General features: G+C 67.9%; 15 protein-coding genes and 1 tRNA gene. 10 read left to right on the top strand and 6 right to left on the bottom strand.

Annotation, left to right across the window (positions count from 1 at the left end; translation table 11 throughout):
• Positions 1–58: 58 nt before the first annotated feature.
• The gene (gene dcd / locus A37U_RS0111405) at positions 59–640 is read left to right on the top strand and encodes a dCTP deaminase (protein WP_020496775.1); all 582 of its coding nucleotides are present in this window, start codon (positions 59–61) and stop codon (positions 638–640) included.
• Here the strand turns inward: dcd and A37U_RS0111400 are convergent.
• A complete protein-coding gene (locus A37U_RS0111400; protein ID WP_020496774.1) occupies positions 637–1,587 on the bottom strand; it encodes a prephenate dehydrogenase in 951 nt (316 codons plus the stop codon). The two genes, dcd and A37U_RS0111400, sit on opposite strands and share 4 nt — an antisense overlap.
• 86 nt (positions 1,588–1,673) lie before the next feature.
• Here A37U_RS0111400 and A37U_RS50915 point away from each other — a divergent pair, with 86 nt between their 5' ends.
• From A37U_RS50915 to A37U_RS0111380, 4 genes are all read left to right on the top strand, one after another.
• Positions 1,674–2,159, top strand: a complete 486-nt coding sequence (locus tag A37U_RS50915) for a tRNA adenosine deaminase-associated protein (protein ID WP_026197105.1) — start codon at positions 1,674–1,676, stop codon at positions 2,157–2,159.
• On the top strand, positions 2,156–2,620 hold the full coding sequence (locus A37U_RS50910) for a nucleoside deaminase (protein WP_020496772.1): 465 nt from the start codon (positions 2,156–2,158) through the stop codon (positions 2,618–2,620). Before A37U_RS50915 ends, A37U_RS50910 begins: the two co-directional genes overlap by 4 nt.
• 41 nt (positions 2,621–2,661) lie before the next feature.
• Positions 2,662–2,746, top strand: a tRNA-Ser gene (locus tag A37U_RS0111385).
• Positions 2,747–2,844: 98 nt separating this feature from the next.
• Positions 2,845–3,804, top strand: a complete 960-nt coding sequence (locus A37U_RS0111380) for a sigma-70 family RNA polymerase sigma factor (protein ID WP_020496771.1) — start codon at positions 2,845–2,847, stop codon at positions 3,802–3,804.
• Positions 3,805–3,859: 55 nt separating this feature from the next.
• On the opposite strand, the gene A37U_RS0111375 is transcribed toward A37U_RS0111380, so the two are convergent.
• Positions 3,860–4,762 carry an SDR family oxidoreductase gene (locus A37U_RS0111375; protein ID WP_020496770.1) on the bottom strand — a complete coding sequence of 301 codons (903 nt, stop codon included), beginning with the start codon at positions 4,760–4,762 and terminating at the stop codon, positions 3,860–3,862.
• A 104-nt stretch (positions 4,763–4,866) separates the two neighbouring features.
• Here A37U_RS0111375 and A37U_RS0111370 point away from each other — a divergent pair, with 104 nt between their 5' ends.
• Positions 4,867–5,724, top strand: coding sequence for a TIGR03620 family F420-dependent LLM class oxidoreductase (locus tag A37U_RS0111370; RefSeq protein WP_020496769.1), 858 nt, complete (start codon positions 4,867–4,869; stop codon positions 5,722–5,724).
• Here A37U_RS0111370 and A37U_RS0111365 read toward each other — a convergent pair.
• Entirely contained in the window at positions 5,721–6,656 is a 936-nt protein-coding gene (locus tag A37U_RS0111365; RefSeq protein WP_020496768.1) for an aldo/keto reductase, read from the bottom strand. The genes A37U_RS0111370 and A37U_RS0111365 overlap by 4 nt on opposite strands.
• A gap of 73 nt (positions 6,657–6,729) precedes the next feature.
• On the opposite strand from A37U_RS0111365, the gene A37U_RS0111360 reads away from it, so the two are divergent.
• Positions 6,730–7,572 (top strand): TIGR03620 family F420-dependent LLM class oxidoreductase, encoded by an 843-nt coding sequence (locus tag A37U_RS0111360; RefSeq protein WP_026197104.1) that lies wholly within the window; start codon positions 6,730–6,732, stop codon positions 7,570–7,572.
• A gap of 3 nt (positions 7,573–7,575) precedes the next feature.
• Here A37U_RS0111360 and A37U_RS43205 read toward each other — a convergent pair whose 3' ends face one another.
• Positions 7,576–7,836, bottom strand: a complete 261-nt coding sequence (locus tag A37U_RS43205) for a DUF427 domain-containing protein (RefSeq protein ID WP_020496766.1) — start codon at positions 7,834–7,836, stop codon at positions 7,576–7,578.
• 137 nt (positions 7,837–7,973) lie between these two features.
• Between A37U_RS43205 and fbaA the strand changes: the two genes are divergently transcribed.
• Entirely contained in the window at positions 7,974–9,008 is a 1,035-nt protein-coding gene (gene fbaA, locus A37U_RS0111350; protein ID WP_020496765.1) for a class II fructose-bisphosphate aldolase, read from the top strand.
• Positions 9,009–9,128: 120 nt separating this feature from the next.
• Positions 9,129–9,539 carry a DUF3151 domain-containing protein gene (locus tag A37U_RS0111340; protein ID WP_020496764.1) on the top strand — a complete coding sequence of 137 codons (411 nt, stop codon included), beginning with the start codon at positions 9,129–9,131 and terminating at the stop codon, positions 9,537–9,539.
• A gap of 145 nt (positions 9,540–9,684) precedes the next feature.
• On the opposite strand, the gene leuS is transcribed toward A37U_RS0111340, so the two are convergent.
• Entirely contained in the window at positions 9,685–12,537 is a 2,853-nt protein-coding gene (gene leuS / locus A37U_RS0111335; RefSeq protein WP_020496763.1) for a leucine--tRNA ligase, read from the bottom strand.
• 186 nt (positions 12,538–12,723) lie between these two features.
• Here leuS and A37U_RS43200 point away from each other — a divergent pair, with 186 nt between their 5' ends.
• Positions 12,724–13,152 (top strand): SdpI family protein, encoded by a 429-nt coding sequence (locus A37U_RS43200; protein WP_020496762.1) that lies wholly within the window; start codon positions 12,724–12,726, stop codon positions 13,150–13,152.
• 138 nt (positions 13,153–13,290) lie between these two features.
• Here the strand turns inward: A37U_RS43200 and A37U_RS0111325 are convergent, their stop codons facing one another.
• Entirely contained in the window at positions 13,291–13,872 is a 582-nt protein-coding gene (locus A37U_RS0111325; RefSeq protein ID WP_020496761.1) for a YqgE/AlgH family protein, read from the bottom strand.
• Between the last annotated feature and the right edge of the window lie 21 nt (positions 13,873–13,893).

The raw sequence follows: 13,893 nt of genomic DNA, 5'->3' as shown, positions 1-13,893 counted from the left end.
GTTCGCACAACGGGGCCGCATCCGCACATCGGATGCGGCCCCGTTTACGCTGGGCATCGTGTTGCTCAGCGATCGAGATCTGCGCGCCGAATACGAGAGCGGTCGGCTCATCCTCGACCCGTTCGACGAGGCCATGCTGCAGCCGTCGAGTATCGACGTGCGGCTCGACCGGTATTTCCGGGTGTTCGACAATTCCCGCTATACCCACATCGACCCGGCACAGTGTCAGGACGAGCTGACCTCGCTGGTGGAGACTCCGTCCGAGGAACCGTTCGTACTGCACCCCGGGGAGTTCGTGCTCGGCTCGACGTTCGAGCGGGTCACCCTGCCCGATGATCTGGCTGGCCGGCTGGAGGGAAAGTCCTCGCTGGGGCGGTTGGGGCTGCTGACTCATTCCACGGCGGGATTCATCGACCCGGGGTTCACCGGGCACATCACCCTCGAGTTCTCCAATGTGGCCAATCTGCCGATCACGCTGTGGCCGGGGATGAAGATCGGCCAGCTGTGCATCCTGCGCCTGTCGAGCGCGGCGGAGGCCCCCTACGGTTCGGAGAGCGCGGGTTCGCGGTACCAGGGGCAGCGCGGGCCGACCCCGTCCCGGGCCCACCTGAACTTCCACCGGGTGGACACGAACCGTTAGAGCGGTACCTCCGCGGTCAGCATGTGTCCATCGCTGCCGGTGATCTCTCCGCCGGACTCGCCGATCGTGCGCAGCCCGGCGCGCGCCTCGTTCGCGGTGAGGTCGATGAGCACCTCGGTGGTCGGTGCCGTGCGGATCCGCGCGAGTGCGCCGCGGGCCGCGTGGCCGGTCTCGGTGAGCTGCCCGAGTGCTTCCCGGGCGGTCCGCAACCGTTCGATGGCGGTGTCCAGCAACGGAAACAGCGCCTCGCTGTTGCCCTCGCACATGGCGCGCACCAGTTCCGGGCGGGTTCCGGCGACCCGGGTGGCGTCCCCGAACGAACCCGCGGCCAACCGCAGCGCGAGCGGGCCGGTCCGCTCCCCCAGTGCGGCGAGCACCTCGGCGAAGACGTGCGGGAGATGGGAGATCGCTGCGACGGCCGTGTCGTGCGCATCCATCCCGGAGGGCACCACCCTTGCCCCGCAGGCGAGCGCGAAGGCACACACCTCGCGCAGCAGTTCGAGATCGGTGTCCTCCTCGAGGCATACCACCCAGCGGGCCCCGCGCAGCAGCGTGCCCGAACCGGCGGACCAGCCCGATTCGGCTGTTCCGGTCATCGGGTGCCCGCCGACAAAGCGGGTCCGCGGAGCAAGACGCCGGACGAGTGCGTACACCGGGGCCTTCACGCTGACCACATCGGTGAGCCGCACCCCGGGCGCGTGCTCGTGCACGGCGGGCAGCACATCCTCGAGCGCGGGAAGCGGAACGGCGAGGCAGACCAGCGCCTCTCGTTCGGCCGCCGCGCGCAGTGCCTCGGCGGTGCCGAGCACGGTGAACCCCTCGGCGCGCGCGGCCGCGGCATCGGCCTCGGAGGCGGTCGCCCCCCAGCAGTCGATCCCGGCAGAGGCCGCGGCGCGCAGCACCGAGCCGCCGATCAGTCCGAGTCCGAGCACACACAATGGCCGCATGGGCCCATCCTGCCCGCACCTCAATTTGGAGGTTCTTGGTGGCCGGTGCCTTCCCCGATCAGGGGCACGACCAATACGGTGTGCGGATGGTGTCGAGTGAACCGTTGACCGGGTTCGCGATAGCCGCCGTGCTCGAGGACGGCCGGTGGCGATGCAGCGTGCTCGAGGATGGGCTCGAAGAACTCGACGCGGCGATCGACGAACTGCGCAAACTGCGTTCGACGGGCGCCGTGTTCGGGATGCTCGCGGTGGACGACGAATTCTTCATTCTGCTGCGACCGAGCCCGCAGGGTGTCGCCACGGTGCTCTCCGATGCGGCCGCCGCGCTGGATTACGACATCGCCGCGGATGTGCTCGATCTGCTGCGCGCCGAACCCCCGGAGGACGAGGACGACGAGATCTGGCCCGCGGGGGATCTCGCGCTGCTGGCCGACCTCGGCCTTCCCGAGGCGGAGATGCAGGTGATCGTGGACGAGGTGGACCTGTATCCGGACGAGCAACTGCGCATGGTCGCGCAGCGGTGCGGATTCGCCGACGAGTTCGACAACGCCCTGGAGCGCATCAGTTCGTGAAGCCGAGACCGGAGGACGAGACGCTGCTGCGCGAGGCCATCGAAGCCGCGCGCGCGGCGGAGCGCACCGGGGATGTGCCGATCGGTGCCGTGCTCGTGGACTCCGGCGGTACCCGGCTGGCCCGCACCTGCAATGCCCGCGAGGCACTCGGGGATCCCACCGCGCACGCCGAGATCCTTGCCCTGCGGGAGGCCGCCTCCATCCACGGGGACGGTTGGCGGCTCTCCGGGTGCACCCTCGCGGTCACCGTCGAACCGTGCACCATGTGCGCCGGTGCGATCGTGGCCGCGCGAGTGGAACGGGTGGTGTTCGGCGCGTGGGAACCGCGTACCGGCGCGGTCGGCTCGCTCTGGGATGTGCTCCGGGACCGGCGGCTCAACCACCGCACCGAGGTGGTCGGCGGGGTGTTCCAGGACGAATGCGCTGAGCTGCTCGAACGGCACTTCGCCGCGCACCGGTAGGGGTGCTCGGTGCGCATCGGTCCTCCGGTACCCTGGTCGGCGGTAGCGTGTCCGAGCGGCCGAAGGAGCTCGCCTCGAAAGCGAGTGAGGGGAAACCCTCCGTGGGTTCAAATCCCACCGCTACCGCAGCGAACCCCCGGCGGATGTTCCGCCGGGGGTTTTTACTGTGCTCGGACACCCGTTTCGGCTAGGTTTGGGCGATCTCGACCGGGAGGAGCTGGGGTATGTCGATCGCGAACCTCGCCGACGATGAGTTTCTCCGGCTTGCCGATCCGTTCCGCAGGGAACTGTTCGCGCACTGCTATCGAATGCTCGGTTCGGTGCACGACGCCGAGGATCTCGTCCAGGAGACCTATCTGCGGGCCTGGCGCGCCTACGGCCGGTTCGAGGGACGTTCCTCACTGCGCACCTGGTTGCACACGATCGCGACCAAGGCCTGTCTCAGCGCGCTCGACGGCAAACGGCGCAGGCCCATGCCGGTGGACCTCGGTGCGCACGCCGATCCGGACCGGGTGCCCGTGCAGGACACCGAACTGCCCTGGCTCGAACCGGTCGCCGATGCGCGGGTGGCCGATCCGGAGGCGGCGGCGACCGAGCGCGAGGGACTCCGGCTCGCCCTGATCGCGGCCATGCAGTACCTGCCGCCGCGCCAGCGGGCCGTGCTGATCCTGCGCGAGGTGCTGCAGTGGAAGGCCGCCGAGGTCGCCGAGCTGCTGGACACCTCGGTGGCCGCGGTGAACAGCATGCTGCAGCGCGCCCGGGCCCAGCTGGCCGAGGTCACGCCGAGCTACGACGGGGTGCGCGAACCGGCCGAACAGCAGCGGCGCGAGCTGCTCGACCGGTACGTCGCCGCCTTCGAGCGCAAGGACATCCCCGAGCTCGTGGAACTGTTCAGCGCGGACATCGTGTGGGAGATGCCGCCCTATCCGGAGTGGTACCTCGGCCCCGAGGCGGTCGGTACCCATCTGCGGCTGCGCTGCCCCGGTGGCCCCGGGCTGATCCGGATGGTTCCGATCGCGGCGAACGGGCGGACCGGTTTCGCCCAGTACATCCATCTCGACGGCGCATTCCGGGCGTTCAACCTGCAGGTGCTCACCCTGGGCCCGAACGGGATCGCCCATGTCGCGAACTTCCGCTCCCCCGAGCTGTTCGCCCACTTCGAGCTCCCAGAAACCCTGGACTGACCAGGGCAAACGGGTGCTCGTGCGCGGTTGTGTTGGTTCTAACCAACACAACCGCTCACGACTGTTTCCGCAGGCTTGCCCGGCCGCCCGCGCCGACCGGGGCGGAGGACTCCGCTCCCCGCTGCTGGACATCGGTGAGCGCGTCGGCGTCGGCTTTGGGGATGAACCGGCCGCCGAGGGTTTCCACGACCGGTGGGAGCAGGGCCCGCACGAGTTTGACGGCGAGTAGCCATGGCGGGACGTGCACGGTGCGCGAACGGCGTTCCACCGCGTCCGCAAACGCTTGCACGGCTACTTTGAGTGGATAGGTCTTGCTGAGCGGGCCGAGCGCGTTGCGGCGCAGTGGCCCGAACACGGGGTGCTCGTCCGCGCCGGACACGATGTCGGTGGCGATCCAGGTCGGGTGTGCGACGCCCACACTCACCCCGAAGTGACGTACCTCGGCGCGCAGGGTGTTGCCGAAGGCCTCGACGCCCGCCTTGGCGGCGTTATAGGGCGCATTGCCCGGAATGTGCAGTACCGCGGCCATGGAGGACACGATCAGGCAGTACCCGCGGGATTCGATCAGATGCGGAAGTGCGACCCGGACCGTGCGCCACACGCCGAGCAGATCGATCTCGACGACCCGTTCGAAGGCCTCCGGGTCGATGGAGCGGATGAACCCGGCCGCGGCGATCCCGGCGTTGGCCAGCACCACATCGATGCGCCCGTAGCGTTCGGCGACCTCTCCGATGGCCCGTTCGAGCGCGGCCCAGTCGGTCACGTCCGCTTCCCAGGCCTGCGAATCGCGCCCGCAGCGGGCGGCCACCTCGCGCAGCTGCTCACCCTCGAGCCCGACGAGCGCGAGCTTGGCCCCGCGCGCGGCGAGCTCCTCGGCGACACCCGCGCCGATCCCCCGGGCCGCGCCGGTGATGAGCACGACCTTGTCGCGCACGTCTGTCTTCTTGTCCAGCAGCATGACGCCCTCCTGCCTTCGGATGCGGCAACCATAGCGGAACTTACCGCCAGTAAGCTACTGGCGGGTTATGAAATGCGCACGGAACCGGTGGTGTTGGCCTGGACATGACTAATGCAAACAGTCCGGCCCTCGGCCGGGTCGGTGTCTTCGGGTTCTGGTTCAACTTCGAGCGCTACGAGCGGACTGAGCTGGGCGAACTCGCCGCCGAGCTGGAGGAGCTCGGCTACGGGGCGCTGTGGCTCGCCGCGGCCAAGGCCGAACTCGGGCTCGCCGGCCCAGTGCTCGAGGCCACCAAGAAGTTCGTGTTCGCCACCGGGATCATCAACGTCTGGAGCGAGCAGGCGAGCACCCTGGTCCAGGCCTACCAGGAGGCACCGCACCGGGACCGGCTGCTGCTCGGTATCGGCGCGGGGCACCGGGAGAGCAACAGCGCGCAGGGATACGCGACCCCGCGAACCGCGGTGATCAACTACCTCGACGAGCTCACCGCGATTCCGTCCGGGCAGCTGGCGCTGGCCGCGCTGGGGCCGCGCATGCTCGCCCTCGCCGCGGAGCGCACGCTCGGCCCGCACCCCTACCTGATCAATCCGGAGTACACCGCGAGTGCCCGTGAGGCGATCGGTTCCGGTCCGGCGCTGCTTCCCGAACAGAAGGTGGTGCTGGAGACCGATCCGGAACGGGCACGCACGATCGCGCGCTCCGGGATCGCGATGTATCTCGGGCTGGAGAACTATCTGGCGAACCTGCGCAGGCTCGGGTTCGCCGAGGAGGACTTCGCCGATGGGGGCAGTGACCGGCTGGTCGACGCTCTTGTCGGCTGGGGCGACGAGAACGCGGTCGCCGCGCGGGTCCGCGCCCACCTGGATGCGGGCGCAGACCATGTTTCGGTGCAGGTGCTCACCGAGGACGGCGACCCGAGGCCGGGCTACCGGGCGCTCGCACCCGCGTTGACCGAGCTCTAGGCGGACGCCTTCGTCAACTGGTCGAGCTGGGCCTCGGTCAGCGTGATCCGGGTGCTGCGCAACAGTTCGGGTAACTGCTCGAGGTTGCGCGCACTCGCGATCGGCGCCAGGATCGCCGGCTGAGCGCGCAACCAGGCGAGTGCGATCGCGGTCGGCGTGCAGCCGTGTTCCGCGGCGACCTCGCCGAGTGCGTCGAGCACCTTGTTGCCGCGCTCGTCGTCGTATTTGCGCACCCTTTCCACCCGGCGCTGCGCACTGGACGTTCCGCCCTTGCGGTGTTTTCCGGTGAGGAATCCAGCGGCGAGTGCGAAATACGGGAATACGGCGAGTTCCCGTTCCGCGGCGATGTCCGCGAGACCGGATTCGTAATCGACGCGCTCGACCATGTTGTAATGCGGCTGCAGCGCCACATACCTGGCCAATCCATCGCGTTCAGAAATATCGAGTGCGGAATTCAGCCGATCCGGAGTGAAATTCGATGCGGCGATGTGCCGGACTTTACCCGCGCGCACGAGTTCGTCGAACGCGGAAAGGGTTTCCTCCTGCGGGGACTGTTCGTCGTCCCAGTGCGCGTAGTACAGGTCGATGTAGTCGGTTCGCAGTCGCCGCAAGGAATCCTCGACTGCGGCGTGGATGTTCACCTTGCCGAGTCCGTGGCGGCCCTCGAGCATGCCGACCTTGGTCGCGAGGATGACCTTGTCCCGGTTTCCCCGGCTCGCGAACCATTCGCCGAGTACGGTTTCGGATTCCCCACCACTGTGCCCGTCCACCCACGCGGAATAGACGTCGGCGGTGTCGATGAAGTTGCCGCCCGCTTCCAGGAATGCGTCCAGTACCGCGAAGGACTGCTCCCGGTCCGCAGTCCAGCCGAAAACATTTCCCCCGAGGTTGAGTGGAAATACGTCGAGATCGGTGCGTGGTATAAGCGCCATATCCACCAACCTACACCGGGTCCAGGATATGGTCGCGGGAAATAGCGGGCCGCAGGCCGGCGTTGTGCGCGGTATGACACCAGCTATCGAACGTGTGGGAGTTTTCGCGCCCTGGCCGGAGCTCGCCGCGTACGGAGCGGAGCTACCGGATCTGGCTGCCGAGCTCGAACAGCTCGGCTACGGCGCGCTGTGGGCGAGCGTCGCGCAGGCCGATCTCGGGATTGCCGAGCCGATTCTGGGTGCTACCAAGGAATTCGTGTTCGCCACAGGGATCGTGAACATCTGGACCGAGTCGCCAGCCGAACTGATTTCCGCCTTCCACGCGAGTCCGTACCGGGATCGGTTACTGCTCGGTATCGGGGCGGGGCACCGGGAACGCAATACCGGACAGGGATATTCGACACCGAAGACGGCGATCGGCGAATACCTGGACAAGCTCACCGATATTCCCGCGGCCCAGCTCGTACTGGCCGCGCTCGGCCCGCGCATGCTCGAACTCGCAGCCCGGCGTACTGCGGGAGCACACCCGTATCTGGTCGTGCCGGAACACACGGCGGCAGCGCGCGAGATCCTCGGCGCGGGGCCGTTGCTGGCGCCCGAGCAGAAGGTGGTGCTGGAGACCGATCCCGCTACCGCGCGAGCCATCGCGCGCAAACGTGTGGTGCCGTATCTGGGACTGGAGAACTACGTGGCGAACTTCCGCAGGTTCGGATTCGGTGAACAGGACTTCGCCGAAGGGGGCAGCGACCGGCTCATCGATGCGCTCGTCGTCTGGGGCGGCGAGGAAGCGATCACCCGGCGAGTGCGTGCGCACCTCGACGCGGGAGCCGATCAGGTCGCCGTGCAGGTGCTGACCGGGGACGGCGAGCCGCGATCCGCCTATCGCGCGCTCGCACCGGCGTTGACAGCGCTGTGACGTTCAGTCTTCGATCTCCACGGGACCGCTGAACAGAACGTGGTCGGCGAGCCGGGGATCGGGAACCTTGCCATAGAGCTCGGCGCACTCGGTCGTATTGCCGTCGATCGTCACGGCATAGTGGCTTGCGCCGTTCTCGTCGGAGCGAATCGGACGGAAGTAGCCGGACCGGACGGACCTGCGTGGGAAGTAATGCTTCCCGTCCAGCACAAGGGTTTCGGAGCTTTCGGCGAGTACCTCGCCATTGAGGCGCGCTATGGTCATACTCACACGTTATCTCGGTCACGTAGCTGTTCGCCAGTGGACTTTGACCCTGGGTCGATGCGCTGGGCCTCCGGGTACGATCTGGCCAAAAGACCCATCTTGAAGACACTGTCGGCCGCCCGAGGAGGACGTTCGAAATGCCCATCGCAAGCCCCGAGGTCTACGCGGAGATGCTGGATACGGCGAAGCGCGGTCAGTTCGCCTTCCCGGCCATCAATGTCACATCCTCGGAGACACTGAACGCAGCGCTGCGCGGGTTCGCCGATGCCGAAAGCGATGGGATCATCCAGGTCTCCACGGGCGGCTCGGAATTCGCGTCCGGGACCAAGGTCAAGGACATGGTCGTCGGCTCCAGCGCGCTCGCCGAGTTCGCGCACGTGGTCGCGAAGCAGTACCCGGTGAACATCGCGCTGCACACCGACCACTGCCCTAAGGACAAGCTGGACGGGTTCGTCCGCCCGCTGATCGCGCTGTCCGCCGAGCGGGTGCGCGCCGGGCAGAACCCGCTTTTCCAGTCGCACATGTGGGACGGTTCGGCGATCGACCTGGACGAGAACCTGGAGCTCGCCAAGGGCCTGCTCGCGGATTCGGCGGCGGCGAACATCGTGCTCGAGGTGGAGATCGGCGTCGTCGGCGGTGAAGAGGACGGCGTCGCGAACGAGATCAACGAGAAGCTGTACACCGCCGAGGGCGACTTCGTGAAGACGATCGACGCGCTCGGTTCCGGGGAGAACGGCCGCTACCTGCTCGCCGCGACCTTCGGAAACGTGCACGGGGTCTACAAGCCGGGCAACGTGAAGCTGCGTCCCGATGTGCTCAAGCGCGGCCAGCAGGTCGCCTCGGAGAAGCTGGGGCTCGCCGCCGATTCGAAGCCGTTCGACCTGGTGTTCCACGGTGGTTCCGGCTCGCTGCCCGAGGAGATCACCGAGGCCGTCTCCTACGGCGTGGTGAAGATGAACATCGACACCGACACCCAGTACGCGTTCACCCGGCCGATCGCCGGGCACATGTTCGGCAACTACGACGGGGTGCTCAAGATCGACGGCGAGGTCGGCAACAAGAAGGCCTACGACCCGCGCAGCTACCTCAAGGTCGCCGAGCAGGCCATGGCCGACCGGGTCGCGCTCGCCTGCTCGAACCTCGAGTCGGCGGGCCGCGCGGTCGCCAAGTAGGCGCGTACACCGATGATGTCGAAGCGGTTCGTCGGCGCTGTGGTCGTCGTGCTGCTCCTGCTCGGGGTGTGCAGCGGGCTGCTGGCTCTGCTGTGATCCGGTTGGGGCAGGATTGCCGGTATGACACACGGCAACCTGCTCGGACCGGACCCGACCCTGCTCCCCGCGCGCGAGGAGCCGACGGCGCGCCTTGCCGGCGGTGAGGACCCTGCCGCCGTGGTGGCCGCGTACCCGGACTTCAGCGCGGCCTGGGCGCAGCTCGCCGAAGGGGCGCTCGAACGCGGTGACGTGGTGGCCGCGTACGCCTATGCGCGTACCGGCTATCACCGTGGACTCGACCAGTTGCGCGGCTCCGGGTGGAAGGGCTTCGGCCCGGTGCCCTGGTCACACGAACCGAACCGCGGATTCCTGCGCGCGGTCGGTGCCCTCGCCAGGGCCGCCCAGCGGATCGACGAGATCCACGAATACGACCGCTGCCGCGAACTGCTCGCCGACTGCGACCCTGAAGCACTCATCGAACTCGACCTGTGAAAGCTGCAGCATACAGCTAATCCACAAGTCTCTGAGCTGGCAAAACGACCCCTCGTGAGTGAAAGTGTTGGTTCTAACCAACACAATCGCTCACGAGGGGTTTCGTCTAGTTTGTCCGGATCAACCGCTGATCGGGTGAGGACGGCTACGGGACGACGTTCACGAGGCGTCCCGGGACCACGATGACCTTGCGTGGTTCGCCGTCCAGGCAGGCGGCGATCTTCTCGTCGGCGAGCGCTGCGGCGCGCACTTCGTCCTCGCCCGCCTCGCTGGGCACGATGATCCGGGAGCGGACCTTGCCGCGCACCTGAACGGGGTATTCCACGGTTTCGTCGACCAGGTAGGCGGGATCGGCCGCGGGGAACGGGCCGTGCGCGAGCGAGCCGTCCTTGCCGAGGATCGCCCACAGTTCCTCGGCGATGTGCGGGCACACGGGCGCGAGCATGAGCACCAGTGGTTCCACGAGCTCACGCGGGGTGGCCTCGGTCTTGGCGTACACCTTGGTGATGTGGTTGTTGAGCTCGATGAGCTTGGCGCCCGCGGTGTTGAACCGCATGTTCGCGTAGTCCTCGTGCACCCCGGCGATCGCGCGGTGTAGTGCCTTGCGGTCCTCCTCGGTGGCCGGCTGCTCGCTGACCCGGTGCTTGCCGCTCTGCTCGTCGACGACGTTGCGCCACAGCCGCTGTAGGAACCGGTGCGCGCCGACGACGTCCTTGGTCGCCCACGGCCGGGAGGCTTCGAGCGGGCCCATGGCCATCTCGTAGAAGCGGAAGGTGTCCGCGCCGTAGTCGGCGCACATCTCGTCCGGGGTGACGACGTTCTTCAGGCTCTTGCCCATCTTGCCGTACTCGCGCCGTACTTCCGCGCCGTTGTGGAAGAACTTGCCATCGGACTCGGTGACCTCGTCGGCTGGCACGTACTGGCCACGGCTGTCGGTGTAGGCGTAGGCCTGGATGTAGCCCTGGTTGAACAGCCTGCGGTACGGCTCGTGTGCCGAGACGTGGCCGAGGTCGAAGAGCACCTTCTGCCAGAAGCGGGCGTAGAGCAGGTGCAGCACGGCGTGCTCCATCCCGCCGATGTAGAGGTCCACCCCGCCGGGATCGTTCGCGCCGTGCTCGCTCGTGCGCGGGCCGAGCCAGTATTGCTCGTTGCGCGGGTCGCAGAAGGCCTGCTCGTTCGCCGGGTCCGTGTAGCGCAGGTGATACCAGCAGGAGCCGGCCCAGTTGGGCATGACGTTGGTGTCCCTGCGGTACTGCTTGGGCCCGTCACCGAGGTCGAGAGTGACGTACATCCAGTCCGTGGCGCGGGAAAGCGGCGGCGAGGGCTCGGAGTCCGCGTCCTCGGGGTCGAAGGTGCGCGGGGAGTAGTCCTCGACCTCGGGCAGCTCGACCGGCAGTTGGTCCTCGGGCAGCGCGACCGGAAGGTCGTTCTCGTCGTAGACGATCGGGAACGGCTCGCCCCAGTACCGCTGCCGGGCGAACAGCCAGTCGCGCAGCTTGTACTGCACGGTTCCGCTGCCGTGCCCGTTGGTTTCCAGCCAGGCGATGATCTCGGCGATCGCCTCGTCCTTCGGCTTGCCGTTGAGATCGATGCCCAGCTCGGGATCGGCCGAGTTGATCATCGGTCCTTCCCCGGTGTACGCCTCGCCTTCGAAGTCCTCGGGCGGTGCGATGGTGCGCATGATCTCGAGCCCGAAGGCGCTGGCGAAGTCCCAGTCACGCTGGTCCTCGCCGGGCACGCCCATCACCGCTCCGGTGCCGTATCCGGTGAGCACGTAGTCGGCGACGAACACCGGAAGCGGTCGCCCGTTGACCGGGTTGCGCGCGTAGGAGCCGATGAACACCCCGGTCTTGTCCTTGTTCTCCTGGCGGTCCAGGTCGGACTTGCGCGCGGTCGCGGCGCGGTACTCGGCGACTGCGGTACGCGGATCGGCGGCGCCACCGGTCCATACCGAAGCGGTGCCGTCCGGCCATGCGTCCGCGACAAGTTCGTCGACCAGCTCGTGTTCGGGGGCCAGCACCAGGTAGCTGGTGCCGAAGATGGTGTCCGGCCGGGTGGTGAACACCTCGATCGTCCGCTCCCCAGCGGCGAACCGGACATGGGAACCGTGCGAACGGCCGATCCAGTTCCGCTGCATGGTCTTGACCTGGTCGGACCAGTCGAGCAGCGCCAGGTCGTCGATGAGCCGGTCGGCGTAGGCGGTGATCCGCATCGTCCACTGCCGCAGGTTCTTGCGGAACACCGGGAAGTTGCCGCGCTCGCTGCGCCCATCCGCGGTGACCTCTTCGTTGGCCACCACGGTGCCCAGGCCCGGGGCCCAGTTCACCGGGGCGTCGGAGATGTAGACCAGCCGGTAGGAATTCAGCAGGGCACGCCGTTCGGCGGCGGAGAGCGCACTCCAGGCGCGCCCGTCCTCGGCGACCCGTTCGCCGCTCTCGAACTGCTCGATCAGCGCACTGATCGGGCGGGCCCTGTCCTGCTCGGTGTCGTAGTAGGAGTTGAAGATCTGCAGGAAGATCCACTGGGTCCAGCGGTAGTACTCCGGGTCGATCGTGGAGATCCGCCTGCGCTCATCGTGCCCGAGCCCGAGCCTGCGGATCTGGCGCAGATAGGTCGCGATGTTGTTCTCGGTGGTGGTGCGCGGGTGCTGACCGGTCTGCGCCGCGTATTGCTCAGCGGGCAGGCCGAAGGCGTCGAAACCCATGGTGTGCAGCACATTGCGCCCGGTCATCCGGTGGTAGCGGGCGAACACATCGGTACCGATGAACCCGAGCGGGTGCCCGACATGCAGCCCGGCCCCGGACGGGTAGGGGAACATGTCCTGCACGAAGAGCTTGTCCTCGGGAACGGGCGCACCCGTGGCGAGCGAACCCTCCGGGTTCGGCGCGTGGAAGGTGCCCTCGCTCTCCCAGTTCTCCTGCCAGCGCGTTTCGATCTCACCGGCAAGGCTCGCGGTGTACCGGTAGGCGGGTGCTTCCTCGGTACGGTCCTCGCTCATCACAAATCCCTTCGGCGCCTTCTCACAAGAAATCCCCTCCGTCCACTGGCGGACGTGAGGGGATGGCCGCATCGGCGGTCGCTGTTCGCCGATGCGGCTAGCTAAGCAGCAACCGCATGGTGCTCATATCACTCGAGGTTACCCCACGTGCGGAAAGCCGGAAATCCGGCCAACTATCCTCGAGGGGTGACCGTTCCGATCTGGCTGCGCGTTTTCGCTCTCGTGCTGGGGCTCCTGTTCGCGAGTCCCCTCGTCGTCTCCGGGATCGCCGGACTGCGCGGCACGCTGCGCCGCGGCGGGGTGCGTACCGCGGAGGCCCAGCGCAGCGAGGAGGCGTTCCGCCTGGCCAACCGGGTCGCCGGGATGCCCTGGCTGATCGGCGGAGCGATCGCGGCGGTCGGCGGGATCTTCGGTCTGGCGCTGCCGAGCGTGGGGGCCGTGCTGACGGTGCTGGTCATCGCCGTGGTCGGGGCACTGGCGATCGCGGCGGCAGGCGGACTGCTCGGGCACCGCGCGGCCGCGGCGGTTTCGGTTCCCGTGGCCACCTCGAGCCCGTGCGCCGGTTGCCTGTGTGGCGGTGGCGCCGACGGGTGCTCGGTGCTCAGCGGCAACTAGGCGTCATGGCCTCGAGTGCCGGCGGGCACGGTGGGCGTTGTCCTCCTCCCGCTGGGCTTTCAACGTCCGGGCTTCAACGGCGCAGCGCCGTTGCTGACGAGCCCCTGCCTGCGACGGCGGAGGATCACGGACGCCCCCTCAGTTCCGCGCCGTGTCCACCGGATGGGTCGCCAGTAGCGCGGTCGGCATGCCCTGGCGGCGGAGTACCCGTCCCCACAGGTCCGCGTTCGCCGGGGTCATCACGTCGTGCGGCAGCGCGGGGAACACCATCCAGTCCTCGCGTTCGATCTCGCGGTCGAGCTGGCCGGAGTCCCATCCCGCGTAGCCGACGAACACCCGCATGCCACGGGTCCGCGGAGCGATCGAGTCCGGATCGGTGTCCAGGTCCACCAGCGCGACCGGGCCGCGCACCCCGATGACTCCGCTCACTTCCTCGGGATCCTCACCGGTGTGCAGCGCGGCGAGACAGATCGCGGTCTTCTGCTCGACCGGTCCGCCGACGAACACTGCCTGCGGGCGGCTGACGTGAGGTCCCCAGCTGGGCAGCACATCGTGCACGGCGATCTCACTCGGCCGGTTGAGCACGACGCCGAGGGTGCCCGAATCTCGATGATCGATGACGTAGACGACGGTGCGCCGGAAGTTGTCCTCGGTCAGTGTCGGTGCCGCAACGAGCAGGGTGCCGGGCTCCACCGTGGGTTCGACATGCACGCCGTCCATGATCGCATTATCGACTGACAG

Origin of the sequence: Sciscionella marina DSM 45152, assembly GCF_000379465.1 — a bacterium.
GTDB classification, from domain to species: domain Bacteria; phylum Actinomycetota; class Actinomycetes; order Mycobacteriales; family Pseudonocardiaceae; genus Sciscionella; species Sciscionella marina.
This window is presented reverse-complemented; position numbering and strand designations above follow the sequence as displayed.